Here is a 14,645-nt window from a genome sequence, read left to right on the forward strand (position 1 = left end):
CGCCGCCGGACGTCGTCGTCCGGCGGCGGCCTCGAGTTCGGCGGGCCCGGCCCCCGTCATGCGGGATCGGGCCGTGACCTGGGGATCAGTCCTTCAGCGCGGCCTCGAACTGGTCGAGCGCCCAGTCCAGGTCCTCCCGGCTGATCGTCAGCGGCGGGGCGAGCCGGATGGTGGTCTCGTGCGTCTCCTTGGCCAGCACGCCGAGCCCCATCAGCCGCTCGCTGACCGGACGCGCCGGGCCGTTCAGCTCGATCCCGGCCCACAGCCCGCGCCCGCGCACCTCGCGGACCCGGTCGGACGGCATCTTGGCGAGCCGCGCGTGCATGTGCGCGCCCAGCTCGCGGGAGCGCTCCTGGAACTCCCCGGTCTTCAGCATGGCGATCACCTCCCGGGCGATCGCGCAGGCGAGCGGGTTGCCGCCGAAGGTGGACCCGTGCTGGCCCGGCTTGAACACGCCCAGCACGTCGCTGTCGGCGACGACCGCCGACACCGGCATGATGCCGCCGCCGAGCGCCTTGCCGAGGATGTACAGGTCGGGGACGACGCCCTCCTCCTCGACCGCGAACGTGGTGCCCGCCCGGCCGAGGCCGGACTGGATCTCGTCCGCCATCATCAGCACGTTGTGCTCGGTGCACAGCTCGCGGACGGCGGTCAGGAACCCGCTCGGCGGCACGACGACACCGGCCTCGCCCTGGATCGGCTCGACCAGCACGCCGACCGTGTTGGGGGTGATCGCCGCCCGCAGCGCGTCCGCGTCGCCGTACGGCACGACCCGGAAGCCCGGGGTGAACGGCCCGTAGGAGCCGCGCGCGTCGGGGTCGGTGGAGAAGCTGACGATCGTCGTCGTCCGGCCGTGGAAGTTGCCGTCGAAGGTGATGATCTCGGCGCTTTCGGCCGGGACGCCCTTGACCTCGTAGCCCCACTTGCGGGCGGTCTTCAGCGCGGTCTCGACCGCCTCGGCGCCGCTGTTCATCGGCAGCACCATGTCCTTGCCGCACAGCTCGGCCAGCTCCGCGACGAACGGGCCGAACTGGTCGTGGTCGAACGCGCGGCTCACCAGGGTGACGCGCCCCAGCTGGCGCTGGGCCGCCGCGGTCAGGCGGGGGTTGCGGTGGCCGAAGTTGACCGCGGAGTACGCGGCGAGCATGTCCAGGTAGCGGCGTCCGTCGACGTCGGTGACCCAGGCCCCGTCGGCCTCGGCGATGACGATCGGAAGCGGGTGGTAGTTGTGCGCGCTGTGCTCGTCGGACAAGGCCCGCAGCTGCTCGGATCGGGTCACGAACGCTCCTTCACCCATGGTCGGCCCGGCCTCGTCGCCGGGATCGGTTGCCGCACCGGCGGCGGCCGGTGCCGGATGGGGGGTGGAGTCCTGGCGCGAAGGTGTGCGCGGACCCTTCGACCCAGCGTATGTTCGGGATCTACCAGCACACAGTGCCGAATGGGCTCTCGGGGGGAGATATTTGTTGCGTCTTGACGACTTGGACCGCCGAATCGTTGCGCAGCTCCTGGAGAACGGCCGCGCCTCCTACGCGCAGATCGGCGACCGGATCGGGCTGTCGGCCCCCGCGGTGAAGCGCCGCGTCGACCGGCTCCGCGCCGAGCGGGTCATCACCGGCTTCGCCGCCGTGGTCGACCCGGCCGCGCTCGGCTGGACGACCGAGGCGTTCATCGAGGTCTTCTGCACGGGCGCGACGGCGCCGGAGGAGATCTACGACAGCGTGCACAAGCATCCGGAGGTCGTCGCCGCCTACACCGTCAGCGGCGACGCCAGCGCGCTGGTGCACGTCCGGGCCCGGGACATCCAGCACCTCGAGCAGGCCCTCGAGCGGTTGCGCCGCGAGCCGAACATCACCGCGACCAAGACGGCGATCGTGCTGTCGCGGCTGATCGGCCGTCCCACCGACACCGGCGCGACCAGCCCCGCCTGGCGCGACCGGACCGGGACCGGCGTGGCGACGGAGTAAGACCGCGGCATATCGTCGTCCACCCCTCCTCTGGACGAAGGACGGCGATGTCCGGCCCCACCTCCCGATCGGTGCGCAGGACGCTCGGCCGACTCGGCGAGCGCGAGCGCGCGAGGCTGCTGGAGTACGGGTTCGGGTCCCGGTGGGCGCTGGAGCGGCTGGCGTCCGAGGAGGACGGCGCGCCCCTGGTGGACAGCGTCCTGGCCCTGCACACGCGGGCGGGCCGCCGTCCGCCGCGTCCGGCGGACGAGGCGAACGCGGCCGAGGCGAGGCGCCGGATCCGCAGGATCCAGGCCGAGACGGCGAAGGGCGGGCACCTCTCGAAGCGCCACATGGGGTTGCGCGCGGTGGTCGGCGCCTGGGCGCTGCTCTGGGGGATCCCTCTGGTGCTCGTCCCGTCCGCCATGTGCCTGGTGACCGTGACGCCCGGCTGGACGCAGGCCCTGTTCGCGGCCGGGCTGTTCGTCCTCACCGTGTTCGCGTGCGGGTTCGTCGCGGGCCGCGGGCATCCCCAGGCGTGGCTCGCGGTCCTGCCGATCCTCCTCGTCGTGGTGGGCGCGAGCGCCGCCGCGTCGCCGCTCTACCTGAAGCACGAGGGACGGGACGTCCAGGGCGAGTTCGTCCGGGCGTGGACGACGGGCAAAGGCACCAGGAGCGAGCAGCGGCACTGCGTCCTCGCCTGGAACGACGCGGGCACGCGCCACCTCGTCAAGGTCGGCGGCTGCCCGGAGCGCTTCTACGCGGCGGAGGCGCCACGGCCGGGCGACCATGTCGCGGTCCCGTTCGTCCTGTCCCCGGGGCCGCCGACGAGCCGCGTCGGCACCAGGGCGGACATCTCGACCACCTGGCAGGAGTACACCGCCGGCACCGGCCTCGTCCTGCTGACCGTCCTGACCGCGTGGGGAGTCACCGAAGCCGCCCGCCACCGCAACCGCGCCGGCACCCGCGCCGACACCCGCGCCAGAGCCCGACCCACCGCCTGACCTCCGGCGCCGCCGCGGCGGGTGCCCTCGGACGACCCGATTACCGGTCAGTAAGCTGCCGCGCATGGATTTCGCGACGGCTGACCTCATCGACGACTTCGGGGACGAGCTGCGTTCCTGCGAGACCCAGTTCCGGAACCTGGGCGCGCGGACGGCGTTCGCGGGACGGGTCGTGACCGTCCGGTGCTTCCGCGACAACGGCCTGGTCAAGAAGGTGCTCGGCACCCCCGGCGACGGCCGCGTGCTGGTCGTGGACGGCGCGGGCTCCCTGGCGTCCGCGCTGATGGGCGACATGATCGCCGAGTCGGCGGTGGCCAACGGCTGGTCCGGCGTCGTCATCCACGGGGCCGTCCGGGACGTGGCGGCGCTGCGCGGCCTCGACCTCGGCGTCAAGGCCCTCGGCTCCAACCCGCGCAAGTCCGCCAAGGACGGCGTGGGCGCGCTCGACGTCCCGGTCGAGTTCGGCGGCGTCCGGTTCGCGCCCGGCGACTGGCTCTACGGCGACGAGGACGGCATCGTCGTCGCCACCCGCGACCTGCTCGCCTGACCGTCCGGCGCGGCGGGGCGGTACCCGGGACCTGCTCGCCTGACTGTCCGGCGCGGCGGGGCGGTGCGGCGGGGCGACGCGCCGGGGTGGTGCGCCGCGTCCCGCGGTAAACGGGCGGGGAGTGCCAGGGTTGGGGCGGCGGGTTCGTCCGAAACGAACATTGATCTTGGTACGTGCCGGTTCCTAGCGTCGCAGGCGACCCCGGAGACATGAGGAAGCATGCGCGCGAAGAAGATCCTCCTGGCGCCCGCGGCGCTGGCGCTGGCGGCCCTCGGGCTGTCCGCCCTGCCCGCCGCCGCCCAGCCCTCGCCGTCCGTCCCGAAGCCGACCCCGAACCCCTGGCAGATGCGGCAGTGGCCGCAGACCCAGCCGTGGCAGCGCGGGCAGCAGCCCCGCGCGGCGAAGGCGGGCAGGCCCGCCCCGATCGATCCGCAGAACTACGAGCTGCCCGACACGATGACCTGGGACGACTACAAGTCCGTCCCCGGCACGAACTGGGCCGATCCGAGCCGCGCCGGTTCGGTGAAGACGTTCCGGGGCGCGGTCGTCCTGGTCGACTACCCCGACGAGGACTTCGCGATCACCAAGCCGAAGAACTCCACGGTCTACGGCAACCCGACGTCGGTCGGCGACGTCCCGCGGAGCCGGGTCGCGCAGTTCTACCAGGACTTCCTGAACAAGCCGCAGCAGCTCAACCACGGCCACACCCTCCACGAGTACTGGATGGAGGACTCCGGCGGCCGGTACGGCGTCGACCTCACCGGCTTCGGCGCCTACCGCCTGCCGCACAAGAGCCACGAGTACGGCGTGGACGGCTTCCAGGGCGGCACCGGCTGCCCGTCCGGCGACACCTGCGGACGCGACCTGCGCACGGACGCGACCGCCGCGTGGATCGCCGACATCGGCGAGGAGAAGGCCAAGCAGTACGACATGGTCTTCTTCCTCTCGGCGGGCCAGGACGAGAGCTCCACCTGGCAGGAGTTCGGCCAGATGAAGTTCAGGAGCAAGGAGGACGTGCCCCGGGAGTGGGGCTCGCCCGACCCGGCCCTGCCGAACTGGGTGAAGACCCGGTACGTCCCGTGGACGTCCTGGAAGGCCGGCGCGAACCTGTGGCCGAACGCCATCCCCGGCAACTCCATCCAGGCCGAGAGCTCCGGCATGGCCGTGTTCGCGCACGAGTTCAGCCACATCCTCGGCATCGGCGACAACTACAACAACCCGTACTCCGACCCGCCGCGCCGCGCCTACTCCGGCCCCTGGGAGATGCTGAGCCGCGGCAGCTTCAACGGGCCGGGCGGACCGCACAGCCGGTGGCTGATCCCGGCGACGGCGGGCGCGTCCATGGGCGCGCAGCACATGCTCCGCAACAAGATGAAGCTGAACATGGTGGACCCGAAGAACGTCCTCCAGCTCGACCGCGACACCCTCGCGTCCGGCGGCCTCGTCGTCGCGAACGTGACCGCGCGCGAGGCGCAGCCCGGCGAGCGCGGCCTGAGCGGCGTGAACGTCAAGCTCGGCGCGGGCGGCGACAAGAGCCCCAAGTGCGACACGTCCAAGGACCCGCTCTGCGACGGCGGCGGCTACGACAACTACACCGTCGAGGTCGTGGACCGCATGGGCTTCGACTCGTTCACCCCGGACTCGGGCGTCCTGCTGTCCAAGACCAAGGACAAGGACAGCGCGCCGTTCATCTGGGTGAAGGACGCGCACCCCGAGGACATCAACAAGACCGACTTCGTCCTGCCGGACGGCACCCCGCAGAAGATGACCATCGGTGACTACCGGCAGCTTTCGGACGCGCTGTTCCATGCGGGCAACGACTCCGGCAGCCAGTACGAGTACGTCGACCAGGCCAACCGGCTCCACTTCTACGTCCTGAACCTCAAGCGCGACCGGAAGGGCGTCCTGTCCTACACGGTCGCGGTCCGGTCGCTGGACGGCTCCGGCCCGCAGACGCGCGGCGTCCGGCTCACCTCCGGCGGCGGCGCCCCGGCGGCCGACGGCTGGCGGCGCTGCACGGTCGTCCTGCGCAACACCGGGACGGGCGGCACCGGGTACACCGCGTCGGACGTGTTCCGCGTGAAGGCCGCGACGTCCGCCCAGGGCTGGACGACCTGGCTCCCGAACTCGCTCGCGACCGCGTCCAACGGCCGCGCGACCAAGGTCGAGGTCTGGGCCAAGGCCGGGGCGGGCGCGGACAGGCACGCGCGGATCTCCGTCTCCGCCGCGTCCGAGTCCGACCCGACCAAGACGGCCACGAGCACCTGCCACGCCTGACCGCTTCACCTCAGCCGTCGCCGGTTCCGGGGAGTTCTCCGGGGCCGGCGACGACTGGCATGCTCCGCCGCCCGCCGAGGACGGACCGCACACATCCACGTTGTGGAACCGAGCTTCCCTATCGCCATAATGCGCGGATGGTGACAGTCGACGACGTCCGGCGCGTGGCGCTGCCCCTCCCGCGAACCTCCGAACACCTGATCAGGGACCGGGTGAAGTTCCGCGTGGGCGCGATCGTCTACGTGGCCTTCTCCCGGGACGAGACGACGATGGGCTTCGCCTTCCCGAAGGAGGAGCGCGAGGGGCTGATCGCGTCCGACCCGTCCACGTTCCTGATGCCGAGCGTGTCCGACCAGCGCTTCAACTGGGTCGAGGCCCGGACCGCCGCCCTCGACGAACCCGAGATGCGCGAACTCGTCACGGACGCGTGGCGCATGGTCGTCCCCAAGCGTGTGGCCGCCGCCCACCTCGGCCTTTAGCCGCGTTCGGGAGCGCTGAGGGCTTCGCGCAGGTCGGCGAGCCAGTGGGCCGTGGTGGCCCGGGCGAGCTCCGACTCGGGCGCGTACGCCTCGAACAGGTGCCACGCGCCCGGCACATGCCGCACCGTGACCGGGACGTCCGCCTCCATGAGCCGCCCGGCTCCTGACCGCGCCCGCAGTCGGCGCGCTACCGTCGCGAGCATGGCGCACACATCCTTCGAACGCGTCGCGGCCGTCACCACCTCGCACTCCGAACGCGACGTCCTCGAAGCGTTCCTGGACCACTTCCGCGAGACCATCGCGAACAGCCTGGACGGCCTCGACGAACAGCAGGCCCGCACCCGCCTCGTCCCGTCCCTGACCACCCCGATCGGCCTGGTCGGCCACTGCACGGCCGACGAACGCAGCTGGTTCCAGCTCGTCGTCGAGGGCCGTCCGGAAGCCGAGCTGTCCGGCCCGCGCAGCAGCCAGGACGCCAGCTGGCTGGTCCCCGACGACACCTCCGTCGCCGACGTCCTCGCCGCCTACCGGACGACCTGCGCCGAGTCCCGCGAGATCGCCGCCCGCTTCGACCTCGACCACGAGTTCGCCTACGAGGACGGCCGTTTCACCCTCCGCTGGATCTACGTCCATATGATCGAAGAACTGGCCCGCCACGCCGGCCACGCCGACATCCTCCGCGAACAGATCACCTCCGGCTGATGACAATCTCCCTACGCGACCTGATCCGCGACGACGGCCCCATGTCGCCCCCCACCGTCCGAACGCTGGCCGCCGACCTGGCCCACTGGCTCGCGTCCTCCGACACCCCGCACGGCACGCTGAGCCCGGACACGATCCTCCTGACCCCGGACGGCCCACGCCTCGCCGAGTCCTCCGCCCCGGACCCGGCCTACACGCCCCCCGAGCAGGCCCGCGGACACGACCTCGCCCCACCCACGGACGTCTTCGCCCTGGGCGCGGTCCTCGCCTACGCCGCTACCGGCCGACCCCCTTCGGCGAAGGCCAGGCCGAACTGCTCGCCTATCGCGTCGCCTACCACGACCCCGACCTGGACGGCGTCCCAGACGACCTGCGCGAACTCATCGCGTCCTGCCTGGCGAAATCCCCGAAGGCACGTCCCACCGCGACCGAAATCGCCCACCGCACGGACCCCGCCCTGGCCGAAGCGGACGCCCGCGCCGCCCTGCTGTCCCAAACGGCCAGCTCGATGCGAGCCGTCCTGACGAACAGCGCCACAATGTTCGCCGCCCTTCAGCACCGAGCCACCCCGCCCGCAGTCCGCCCCCCACGCTGGCCGGCGAAAGCGCCGAATCCGCGCGAGTACCGCTGCGTCCCGTCCCCCCACCGAAACCACTCGACCTCAACGACGATCCCGTCCGATACCCCCGGAAAGAACCTGCTCTACACAGTGCTCGGCGTCCTGCTCGCGACCGCCGTGTGCATCGCCGCCCCACTGGGCGGAACCGCCGGGGCCTACGTCCTGCTCATCCCGCTAGCCGCACTCGTCGGCTGGAGACTGGCCCCCAAACGCGACGCCCTCACGATCGGTCCGGAAGGACTGGAAGTCCGCCAACGCCGCAGAACCTCCACCCGCCGCAGACCAACGACGTTCAGCGTCGACTGGGACGACCTGAAGACCATCCGAGTCATCCAGGACAAGGACACCGTCCGCCTCGTAGCCACCTTCACAAGCCCAGGCAACCCCGACTGGTTCCGAACCCACAACATCCGCCACTCCGACGGCGGCTACGAGCTCTACAGGACCCCGGCAACAACCCCTCAACAGACAACGGAAGCAGCCACCCAACTCCGCCAGTCCCTAACCCCCTTCACCACCCCAACCGACTGACCACCCACCCACTCGAGTGCGCCGCAAGAAGCGGCGCCCATCCGACAAGCCTCAGCATCCGCAAGGGCGACCCGGGAGCACTGAGGGTCTTGGTTGATCGCCTCAGTCGCGTTCCGCGGTCCAGCGAAGGGTTAGCAGCCGGCCTTGGGCCCTCGGACGTTGCGCCAGCTCACCTCAGTGCGCGTGGTAGCGAAGTGCGCCCGTCCACGAGCAGGACGATCCGGCCTGCTCGTGGACGGGCCAACGGGGCGAACAGCATTTCTACGGCTCAATTACCAACTGTCGCCCTAACTCGTGCCTGTGTGAGGACATGCCCCAGAAGCCGCGACACCTCCGGAAGCGCAAACGCGCACCCAGCCGACATCTCCGCGAGCCGAAACTGCGATCGCATAAGCCGAGCCCTGTGCAAGCCATCGCAACGAGCAGCAACGCGTGAGATTACGCGACCTCGCCGAACAACGGATCGGCGACGGCCACATCCTCGATTTCCCCGGCGTCCTCCCAGGGCCCAACCTCGCTTGAAGAGTCGTGCTCGACTGATCCAGTCGATCCATGCGTTCTGACCAACGGCTGACCAAGCTCCCAGTATTGAACGCCTTGTTGCTCATGTGACGAACAGCCGCCATTGGCGTCTAGGCTGAGGGATCGCCTAGCCCGACTGTCAGTCGATCTGCCATGTCTTGATGGTGGCGTCGAGGGCTCCACTGTAATTGCGGTGTCCGACGGTGAGCCAGTGGCGGAGGAAGGCGATCTGGTCGGCCATGTCGGCGGCGGCGTCCGTCCATTCCCGGTGTGCGGCGTCGTAAGCGATGCGTGCGTCGCCCTCCCACTGGTCAAGGTGGGCCTTGAGGTCGTCATCCAGGGCGCTCAAGCAGTTGACGAACTCCTTGCGAACTGCCTCGAACGCTTCCACAGTTCGGCCCATCTGGCCCAGATCGACACGGACGGGACGATGGGTCATCGGTCACTCCCGGTGACGGAGCGGTGTACGTGGGAGAGCCACGCCGAAGCGGGCAGCGGTGGGTCGACGTCCATGCCCAGCGTCGCCAACGCCTCGTCCAGTTCATTGTCCGCCATTTCCAATGCGAGCAGCTCAGCGATTTCGCCGATCAGCCGTGCGCGGTCGGCCGGGGTGGCGGTCTGGCCCCACGCGGCGGTAGCCGTGTCGTGATCAGCGAACTCGTCCCTGAAATCCTGGGTGAAATAGCAACCCAGGAACTGGGCGAGGGCCGGGAACCGTTGGTTCCACTCCCAGAAGGTGACAGGCGGCCCGGGTGGCGGGAAGCCGGAATCGACGGCCTGTTCGAGGAGCGTCGCGACGGTGTCCGCCCAGGAAGCGCCAGCCTTCTCACCCGCGGGGGTAACCGGCAGGGCATCATGGATCACCGACGGAACCGTGTCTGGTTCGTTCAGCAACCGCCCGGCCAACTGCCGTAGCTGCGCGGCGGCGATCGCCGCGAGGGCCGGATCGGAAATCACGGCCCAACGCAGGTATCCCGACAGAGCAGAGCTCGGGCGGCCGGGAACGTCGTCAGCGGGCAGGCCGGCGTAGGCGGCCAACAGGGGGAGGACGGCCCCGTGGGTGGCCATCTGGAAACTGGGCCGCGAACCGGTGAGAGGCCAGCTGTCGGAATGTTCAGTCACTGGATCACACCATGGTCGGGTAGGCGGTCAGGACGATGAAGCCGTTCGCTTGCTGGGATGAGCGTTTGAGTACGACGCGCACGCCGTGGGCGTCGACCGGACCACGCCCGGCATAGTGCATGCCGCGTAGAAGAAACCGACCTGTGGGCTCGCTGGGGAAGTAGCCGTCGAGCCGCAGCCGGTCCGTGTGCCCATGGGTCAGCCACTCACGAATCGTCACAGTGTGGGCGTTCACTACCGCTTGGACGAACCTTTGAGCGGTGGATGTATCGATGAACGTCGAAGCCCCCCTCATTGGTGCCGTTCCTCCTCGTGGGCCCAGATGTGTGCGGTCAGATCGGTGACCAAGTGTTCCAGTATCGGCCGCCACCCGGTCCCGGTGGCCCCGAGGTGTGCCATCGCCCCGTCTATGTCAACTTCGTTCGGTAGAAGGGCCAGCAGTTCAGCGAACTCTCCGATCAACGGCGGCAGCCCGATCCGGCAGGGCTCGTGCATCGACGCCAGGTCTGCGGTATGGGTTGACTCCGAAACGTCTGGACTTCCCTTGCCGAACGATGCAATTCCCGGAAAGCGGAATCGTAGCTCCCACCCGTTCAAAGGCAATTCAGTGAGCGATGGCAGTATCGGGTTCGGGTAGGGATCGGAGAGATTGGCAGCAAGGTCGGCTAGTACATCAACCGCTCCGGTTCCACTCGACAGAACACCTTCGCCCAACAGTCTGATCAAAATGTCCGCGTCGTTTTCGAATTCAGCAACCAGTGCTTCAAGATGCTCTATGGCCGGCGCGATCTCGTGCTCGAACCGTCTATGGGAAAAAGCTCGCCTGACTCGGAGTACCGCATCGTCCATGCACTCGGCAGACGTGTCATCGATCGGTTGCTGTTCGAATGCCGATACAAGTAGTACTGCATTTCCGTACCGCGGATCGGTCTCCCCTGGTAGAGCCGTGGAAACTCTCTCAGGCCGGGTCACCAGTGGCGAATCGATGAAGCTGGTCGTTTGAAGTTTGCGGGTCATCGCACTGGTTGCAGTTCCGAACCAGTTCAGCCATCCCGTACCGGGGCATCCTGTCGTCGGCAGCCCAAGCTCCTCGCTGCTCCGTGCGAGCGCACGCAGTTCGAAGAATGAACCGACGGATGTTGCCAACCAGTCGTGATCTCTCGGATAGCCGGACCGGACGTCCTCGGTCAGGACCGCTGTGTTAATGATTTCAGCAGACAGGGATTCGCTGGCTTCGGCTTTTCCCTGCTTTCCCGAGCGGTGCAGCCATGTCGCAGTCAATTCTCTAAATGCTGGAAACAGTCTGCCGAACTCTCCTGCGTAAGGAAGGCGTGTGGCGTCGACCAGAGTAGTGTTGTCTACGCGGGACAGCAGTTCTGTGAGGCCGGCGAAGGCTTGGTCGACAGATGCGCCAAAAGTTTCTTTCAGTTCTTGCTCGAACTCGCTATCGAAAGTTGGATTGTCGCCGTACTCGTCGCTGAGATTCATCCATGATTCATCTGTGCTGGTAAGCGCTCGGAGGGCCGACTGCAGTTCCACTCGATCATAGATCGCAGCACGACTGCGTGGATGCCGGATGATTCGTGCAAAGTGCAGCGGGAAGTCTGCGAGTCGGAAAGCTGGGGATATTCGTCCGTCAACCCCCAAGCGACAGGAGGATATTACGTTCAGCAGAGCACTGAAGTCTTCTGGACGAGGAGGGTCGAGGTCCGTCATAGATCAAACTCCTTCCTCGCTGCAGTCCACTGAAATCGGATACCCGGCATTTGGATCTATGCTTCAGGATATGCCGTATTGACATAGAAGCGTGGTTCTACCCCTGGTGGCGCGAGATGGATCCTCAGCCGAATTTTGGTGGGGTGAGATATGTTTCCATTGCGATCGAGGGATCGCCCTACTGGCTCATGTGCATCGTAGAGAAATTCCGTGCTCTGACTCCCTCTTTCGATCATCCGTCGAATCTTCCGCTCACCTTCCGGACTATTGATCGCCTCTTGGACATATTTCCGGGCGTCTGCGAGGGATTCGAAGGTGGAAGATGACCTCGATTTGCTCGGCGGCTCGCTGTCCAGCCGGTGCTGCAGCTGCTCATCGGTCTTTCCAACATGCTTGTCGATGACATGAGATTTTCCTGGCCCACCCTCCTGACCTGCGAGGTCGATGGGAAAGGGGACGCCGTCTGGGGGCGTGGGGCGCCCCTGAGAGCCCTTCCCGTGCTCATCTGTTCCTCGTAGCCCAGGATAGTTGAAGTCGTGCATCGCGCGGTCACCGACCGACTCACTTTGGGCCTCCATGGCCTGGAGGGTTGGAACCCGCATCGAGGCATGCTCTAGCAACTTGAGGAGGCCGGCCATATCCTGAGCCTCCTGAAAGCCATTAATTGGTTGAATGTATTTGGTTATGATGACGCGTCCGCACTCGATGAGGAGCCCAGGTTCGAACACCCCCGCGAGTGCCGCCGTGATTGCGACGGCCCCTTCTTTCGAGGCGAGGTCGGCGATCAGATCGAAGATTTCGGGACCAACGCGCTGTTTCAGAGCTTCCCGAGTTTGAACAGTGGCTTCAGCATGGTGCCTGCACATACTGGCAAGTTTGTTGGACGCGTCCCCCAGTACATGCAGCGGCGCGTTGCTGCTGCTACCGCGATCCCATGGGGCCTTGCCCCAAATGCGACTGCAGAAGACCTGCATCTGCTTTTGCCAGGTGGTGACCGTGTCAGCGGTGATGCCGCGCTTGCCGACTGCGTCGGAGTCGATGGTGATCGTGTTAAGGATGCGGTTGACCTCGACCGACAGGGCGCTGACGGCACTGGCCGCCTGGGTCCACTGTGCCGCCGCCTGATTCAAGCGATCGGGGTGGCCCCGCGGAAAGGCTTTGAGGATTTCTCCGAAAGCCATGTCAATCACGAGCTGCCCGCCGAGCGACGACATGTCCATGTAGCCGCTTCCTGATGCTGGGGCTGGGCGCCTGTACGTGAAGTCGCGGAATTGTGGTACCGGTCGCGTGCCAGCTACCGCACCAGTTCCGTGCTTCGAATGCCAGTCTGCGGTGACGAAGTTGTTCGCAGTGACGGTGAGGCCCTCACTGACGCCACCGAGTGCCATCACCAGCTTTTCCCACACGATGACTATCTGATGCGCGACAGGATCGTAGCGAGTCCCGAAAAATTCTCCCCCGTAATCTTTGCCAGCCATGTCATTGTTGTCGGACAAGGCTCGGGATGTGCTGAGCATTGCTGTGCCGAACACGTCACTTGCCCGGTGCATGGCATCTGCCGCTGCATAAACCTTAGCCGGGTCGACGTCTATTACCCCCGTATGGCCGCCGATCTGGTCAGGGTTGGAATAGGGGGAGTTCGGTCTTGATGACGGCTGCGTTCGGCCAGGTGGCGAGGACGAATTATTCGGTGCAGGGAGATGTGGGGAGTTAGTCGCAGGTGGACCTGGTGATCCCGACGGCGATGGATGCGGGGAGGGATTATTCGTTGCCGGGGGAGCCGAAGGCGGTCGCGTTGTGGCGGGTGGTCCGCCAGTCGAAGGGGGATTGGAAGGCGGGACAGGCGAGCCCATGAGACATACCTCCGTTGGACATAGACATATAAAATGGGGTGCTAGGTGAAAGTCTCCAGTCCGACCTGGTGATCAGTTTCTCCAAAGGTGTGCCGGAAAGCCCACAGTGGCGATCTCGCCTTGAGTTCCAGCGCCTCATGTCCTTCTTCTTGCTCGCCAAAAATATGTAAGCGCCATGCCAAGTGAAAGAGTGGTCAACAAAAGTCCGCCCATGGCCATGAGAATCCACGTCTGTGCCATCTTTGTAGATGGAGATCTTCGTTTTTGAGGCACAGAAAGCTGGGAGTGTGATGGCCGGCTCGACGGTGACGTTGTGGGAAGTGTGCGACTCTGCCAACGGTCGAAAGCCTCGTACAGTGGGTTAGGCGCCGTCGAGGGCACCGGGTGGTTCGCGAGATCGATGGCGGCAGGCAGGTCAAGGAGGCCAAAACCGGTCTGGTTGTTCCAACCTGGGCGGCCGATGGGACGAGCCGTGGCGAAGAGGCGCTGTACGAGGGTTCGAGCGGGCATAGTCGGGTGCTTCGCGCGGATGAGGGCGATAGCAGCTGACGTCAAGTCGGCTGACAGGCTGGTTCCAGCCGCCTTGCGGAGTAGTCCGTGCTTGTCCACGACGGTCATGTCCGCGCCTGGTGCGGCGAGGGTCACATAGTTCTGCCGCTGGGTCTTCTGCCAAGGACGGAGGGATTTGGTGACACTACCGACTGCGACAACACCTGGGCAGGACGCGGGTAGTTCGGGTGCATTTTCTGCGTTCCCGTCGTTCCCTGCGGCTGCGACTAGAATTACGTCGCGTTCCAGGGCGTACTTGATAGCGGGCGCCAGTTGGGGGTCACAATGCACGGGCGTGAACGTCGTTGAGTCCTGCCCGAAAGACATATTGATGACTTTGGCGCCACGATCGACTGCGGTCCTGATCGCGCTGGCGAGGACGTCTCCGCCCAATGAGGAGACCGGGATCCGTATCGGAAGCACCTTCGCATCGGGCGCGAGGCCTACATAGCCCGTGGTCCCGCCGCCGCGCCCCACCATCTGGATGGTGGTGGCGGTTCCGTGGCCAGGCGATTCCGTGTCGAGGTCGACGCGGCCGTCGGTGCTGTGGTCGACCAGGTCGACGCCGGGAACGATCGCACCCGAGAGTTCGGGCAACTTCGCGTTGACACCGTAGTCGAGCACCGCGATGGTGACTCCGGAGCCCCGAGTCAGCGGCCAGATCGTGTCCTGCACCGACCAGGTTCGAAACCACCACTCATCCGAGCGTGGGGACGGTGTTGCTGCCTCGGCTGGGATTGGCGCGCCGATGGCCGCGGCACTGGCCAGCGCCGCGGCCACC

15 protein-coding genes are annotated in these 14,645 nt (G+C 67.0%); 7 read left to right on the forward strand and 8 right to left on the reverse strand.

Translation table 11 applies throughout. The features are described 5' to 3' along the window. Positions 1 to 85 precede the first annotated feature (85 nt). Positions 86 to 1,297 carry an ornithine--oxo-acid transaminase gene (rocD, locus tag DZF91_RS07605; protein ID WP_117356772.1) on the reverse strand — a complete coding sequence of 404 codons (1,212 nt, stop codon included), beginning with the start codon at positions 1,295 to 1,297 and terminating at the stop codon, positions 86 to 88. Positions 1,298 to 1,463: 166 nt separating this feature from the next. Here rocD and DZF91_RS07610 point away from each other — a divergent pair, with 166 nt between their 5' ends. From DZF91_RS07610 to DZF91_RS07630, 5 genes are all read left to right on the forward strand, one after another. Then, complete coding sequence (locus tag DZF91_RS07610) at positions 1,464 to 1,964, forward strand: Lrp/AsnC family transcriptional regulator (protein ID WP_117356773.1); 501 nt, start codon at positions 1,464 to 1,466, stop codon at positions 1,962 to 1,964. Between the two features lie 47 nt (positions 1,965 to 2,011). Beyond that, positions 2,012 to 2,947, forward strand: a complete 936-nt coding sequence (locus DZF91_RS07615; RefSeq protein ID WP_117356774.1) for a hypothetical protein — start codon at positions 2,012 to 2,014, stop codon at positions 2,945 to 2,947. A gap of 64 nt (positions 2,948 to 3,011) precedes the next feature. Continuing rightward, a complete protein-coding gene (gene rraA, locus DZF91_RS07620; RefSeq protein ID WP_117356775.1) occupies positions 3,012 to 3,494 on the forward strand; it encodes a ribonuclease E activity regulator RraA in 483 nt (160 codons plus the stop codon). A gap of 219 nt (positions 3,495 to 3,713) precedes the next feature. After that, entirely contained in the window at positions 3,714 to 5,771 is a 2,058-nt protein-coding gene (locus DZF91_RS07625) for a M6 family metalloprotease domain-containing protein (protein WP_117356776.1), read from the forward strand. Between the two features lie 137 nt (positions 5,772 to 5,908). After that, complete coding sequence (locus DZF91_RS07630) at positions 5,909 to 6,250, forward strand: MmcQ/YjbR family DNA-binding protein (protein ID WP_117356777.1); 342 nt, start codon at positions 5,909 to 5,911, stop codon at positions 6,248 to 6,250. On the opposite strand, the gene DZF91_RS07635 is transcribed toward DZF91_RS07630, so the two are convergent. Next, positions 6,247 to 6,453, reverse strand: a complete 207-nt coding sequence (locus DZF91_RS07635) for an alpha/beta hydrolase family protein (RefSeq protein ID WP_199486485.1) — start codon at positions 6,451 to 6,453, stop codon at positions 6,247 to 6,249. The two genes, DZF91_RS07630 and DZF91_RS07635, sit on opposite strands and share 4 nt — an antisense overlap. Here DZF91_RS07635 and DZF91_RS07640 point away from each other — a divergent pair. Next, on the forward strand, positions 6,452 to 6,952 hold the full coding sequence (locus tag DZF91_RS07640; protein ID WP_117356778.1) for a DinB family protein: 501 nt from the start codon (positions 6,452 to 6,454) through the stop codon (positions 6,950 to 6,952). The genes DZF91_RS07635 and DZF91_RS07640 overlap by 2 nt on opposite strands. Before the next feature lie 709 nt (positions 6,953 to 7,661). After that, positions 7,662 to 8,102, forward strand: coding sequence for a hypothetical protein (locus DZF91_RS07650; protein WP_117356780.1), 441 nt, complete (start codon positions 7,662 to 7,664; stop codon positions 8,100 to 8,102). A 661-nt stretch (positions 8,103 to 8,763) separates the two neighbouring features. On the opposite strand, the gene DZF91_RS07655 is transcribed toward DZF91_RS07650, so the two are convergent. From DZF91_RS07655 to DZF91_RS07675, 6 genes are all read right to left on the reverse strand, one after another. After that, entirely contained in the window at positions 8,764 to 9,063 is a 300-nt protein-coding gene (locus tag DZF91_RS07655; RefSeq protein ID WP_117356781.1) for a WXG100 family type VII secretion target, read from the reverse strand. Further along, entirely contained in the window at positions 9,060 to 9,746 is a 687-nt protein-coding gene (locus DZF91_RS07660; RefSeq protein ID WP_147341044.1) for a contact-dependent growth inhibition system immunity protein, read from the reverse strand. Before DZF91_RS07660 ends, DZF91_RS07655 begins: the two co-directional genes overlap by 4 nt. A 4-nt stretch (positions 9,747 to 9,750) precedes the next feature. Further along, positions 9,751 to 10,041 carry an RNase A-like domain-containing protein gene (locus DZF91_RS07665; RefSeq protein ID WP_117356783.1) on the reverse strand — a complete coding sequence of 97 codons (291 nt, stop codon included), beginning with the start codon at positions 10,039 to 10,041 and terminating at the stop codon, positions 9,751 to 9,753. Next, on the reverse strand, positions 10,038 to 11,234 hold the full coding sequence (locus DZF91_RS38820) for a hypothetical protein (RefSeq protein WP_147341046.1): 1,197 nt from the start codon (positions 11,232 to 11,234) through the stop codon (positions 10,038 to 10,040). Before DZF91_RS38820 ends, DZF91_RS07665 begins: the two co-directional genes overlap by 4 nt. Positions 11,235 to 11,518: 284 nt before the next feature. Then, on the reverse strand, positions 11,519 to 12,958 hold the full coding sequence (locus tag DZF91_RS38825) for an RNase A-like domain-containing protein (protein ID WP_147341047.1): 1,440 nt from the start codon (positions 12,956 to 12,958) through the stop codon (positions 11,519 to 11,521). A gap of 492 nt (positions 12,959 to 13,450) precedes the next feature. Then, positions 13,451 to 14,539 (reverse strand): S8 family serine peptidase, encoded by a 1,089-nt coding sequence (locus tag DZF91_RS07675; RefSeq protein WP_158587876.1) that lies wholly within the window; start codon positions 14,537 to 14,539, stop codon positions 13,451 to 13,453. Positions 14,540 to 14,645 lie beyond the last annotated feature (106 nt).

The sequence above is a fragment of the Actinomadura logoneensis genome, assembly GCF_003428695.1.
GTDB lineage: Bacteria > Actinomycetota > Actinomycetes > Streptosporangiales > Streptosporangiaceae > Spirillospora > Spirillospora logoneensis.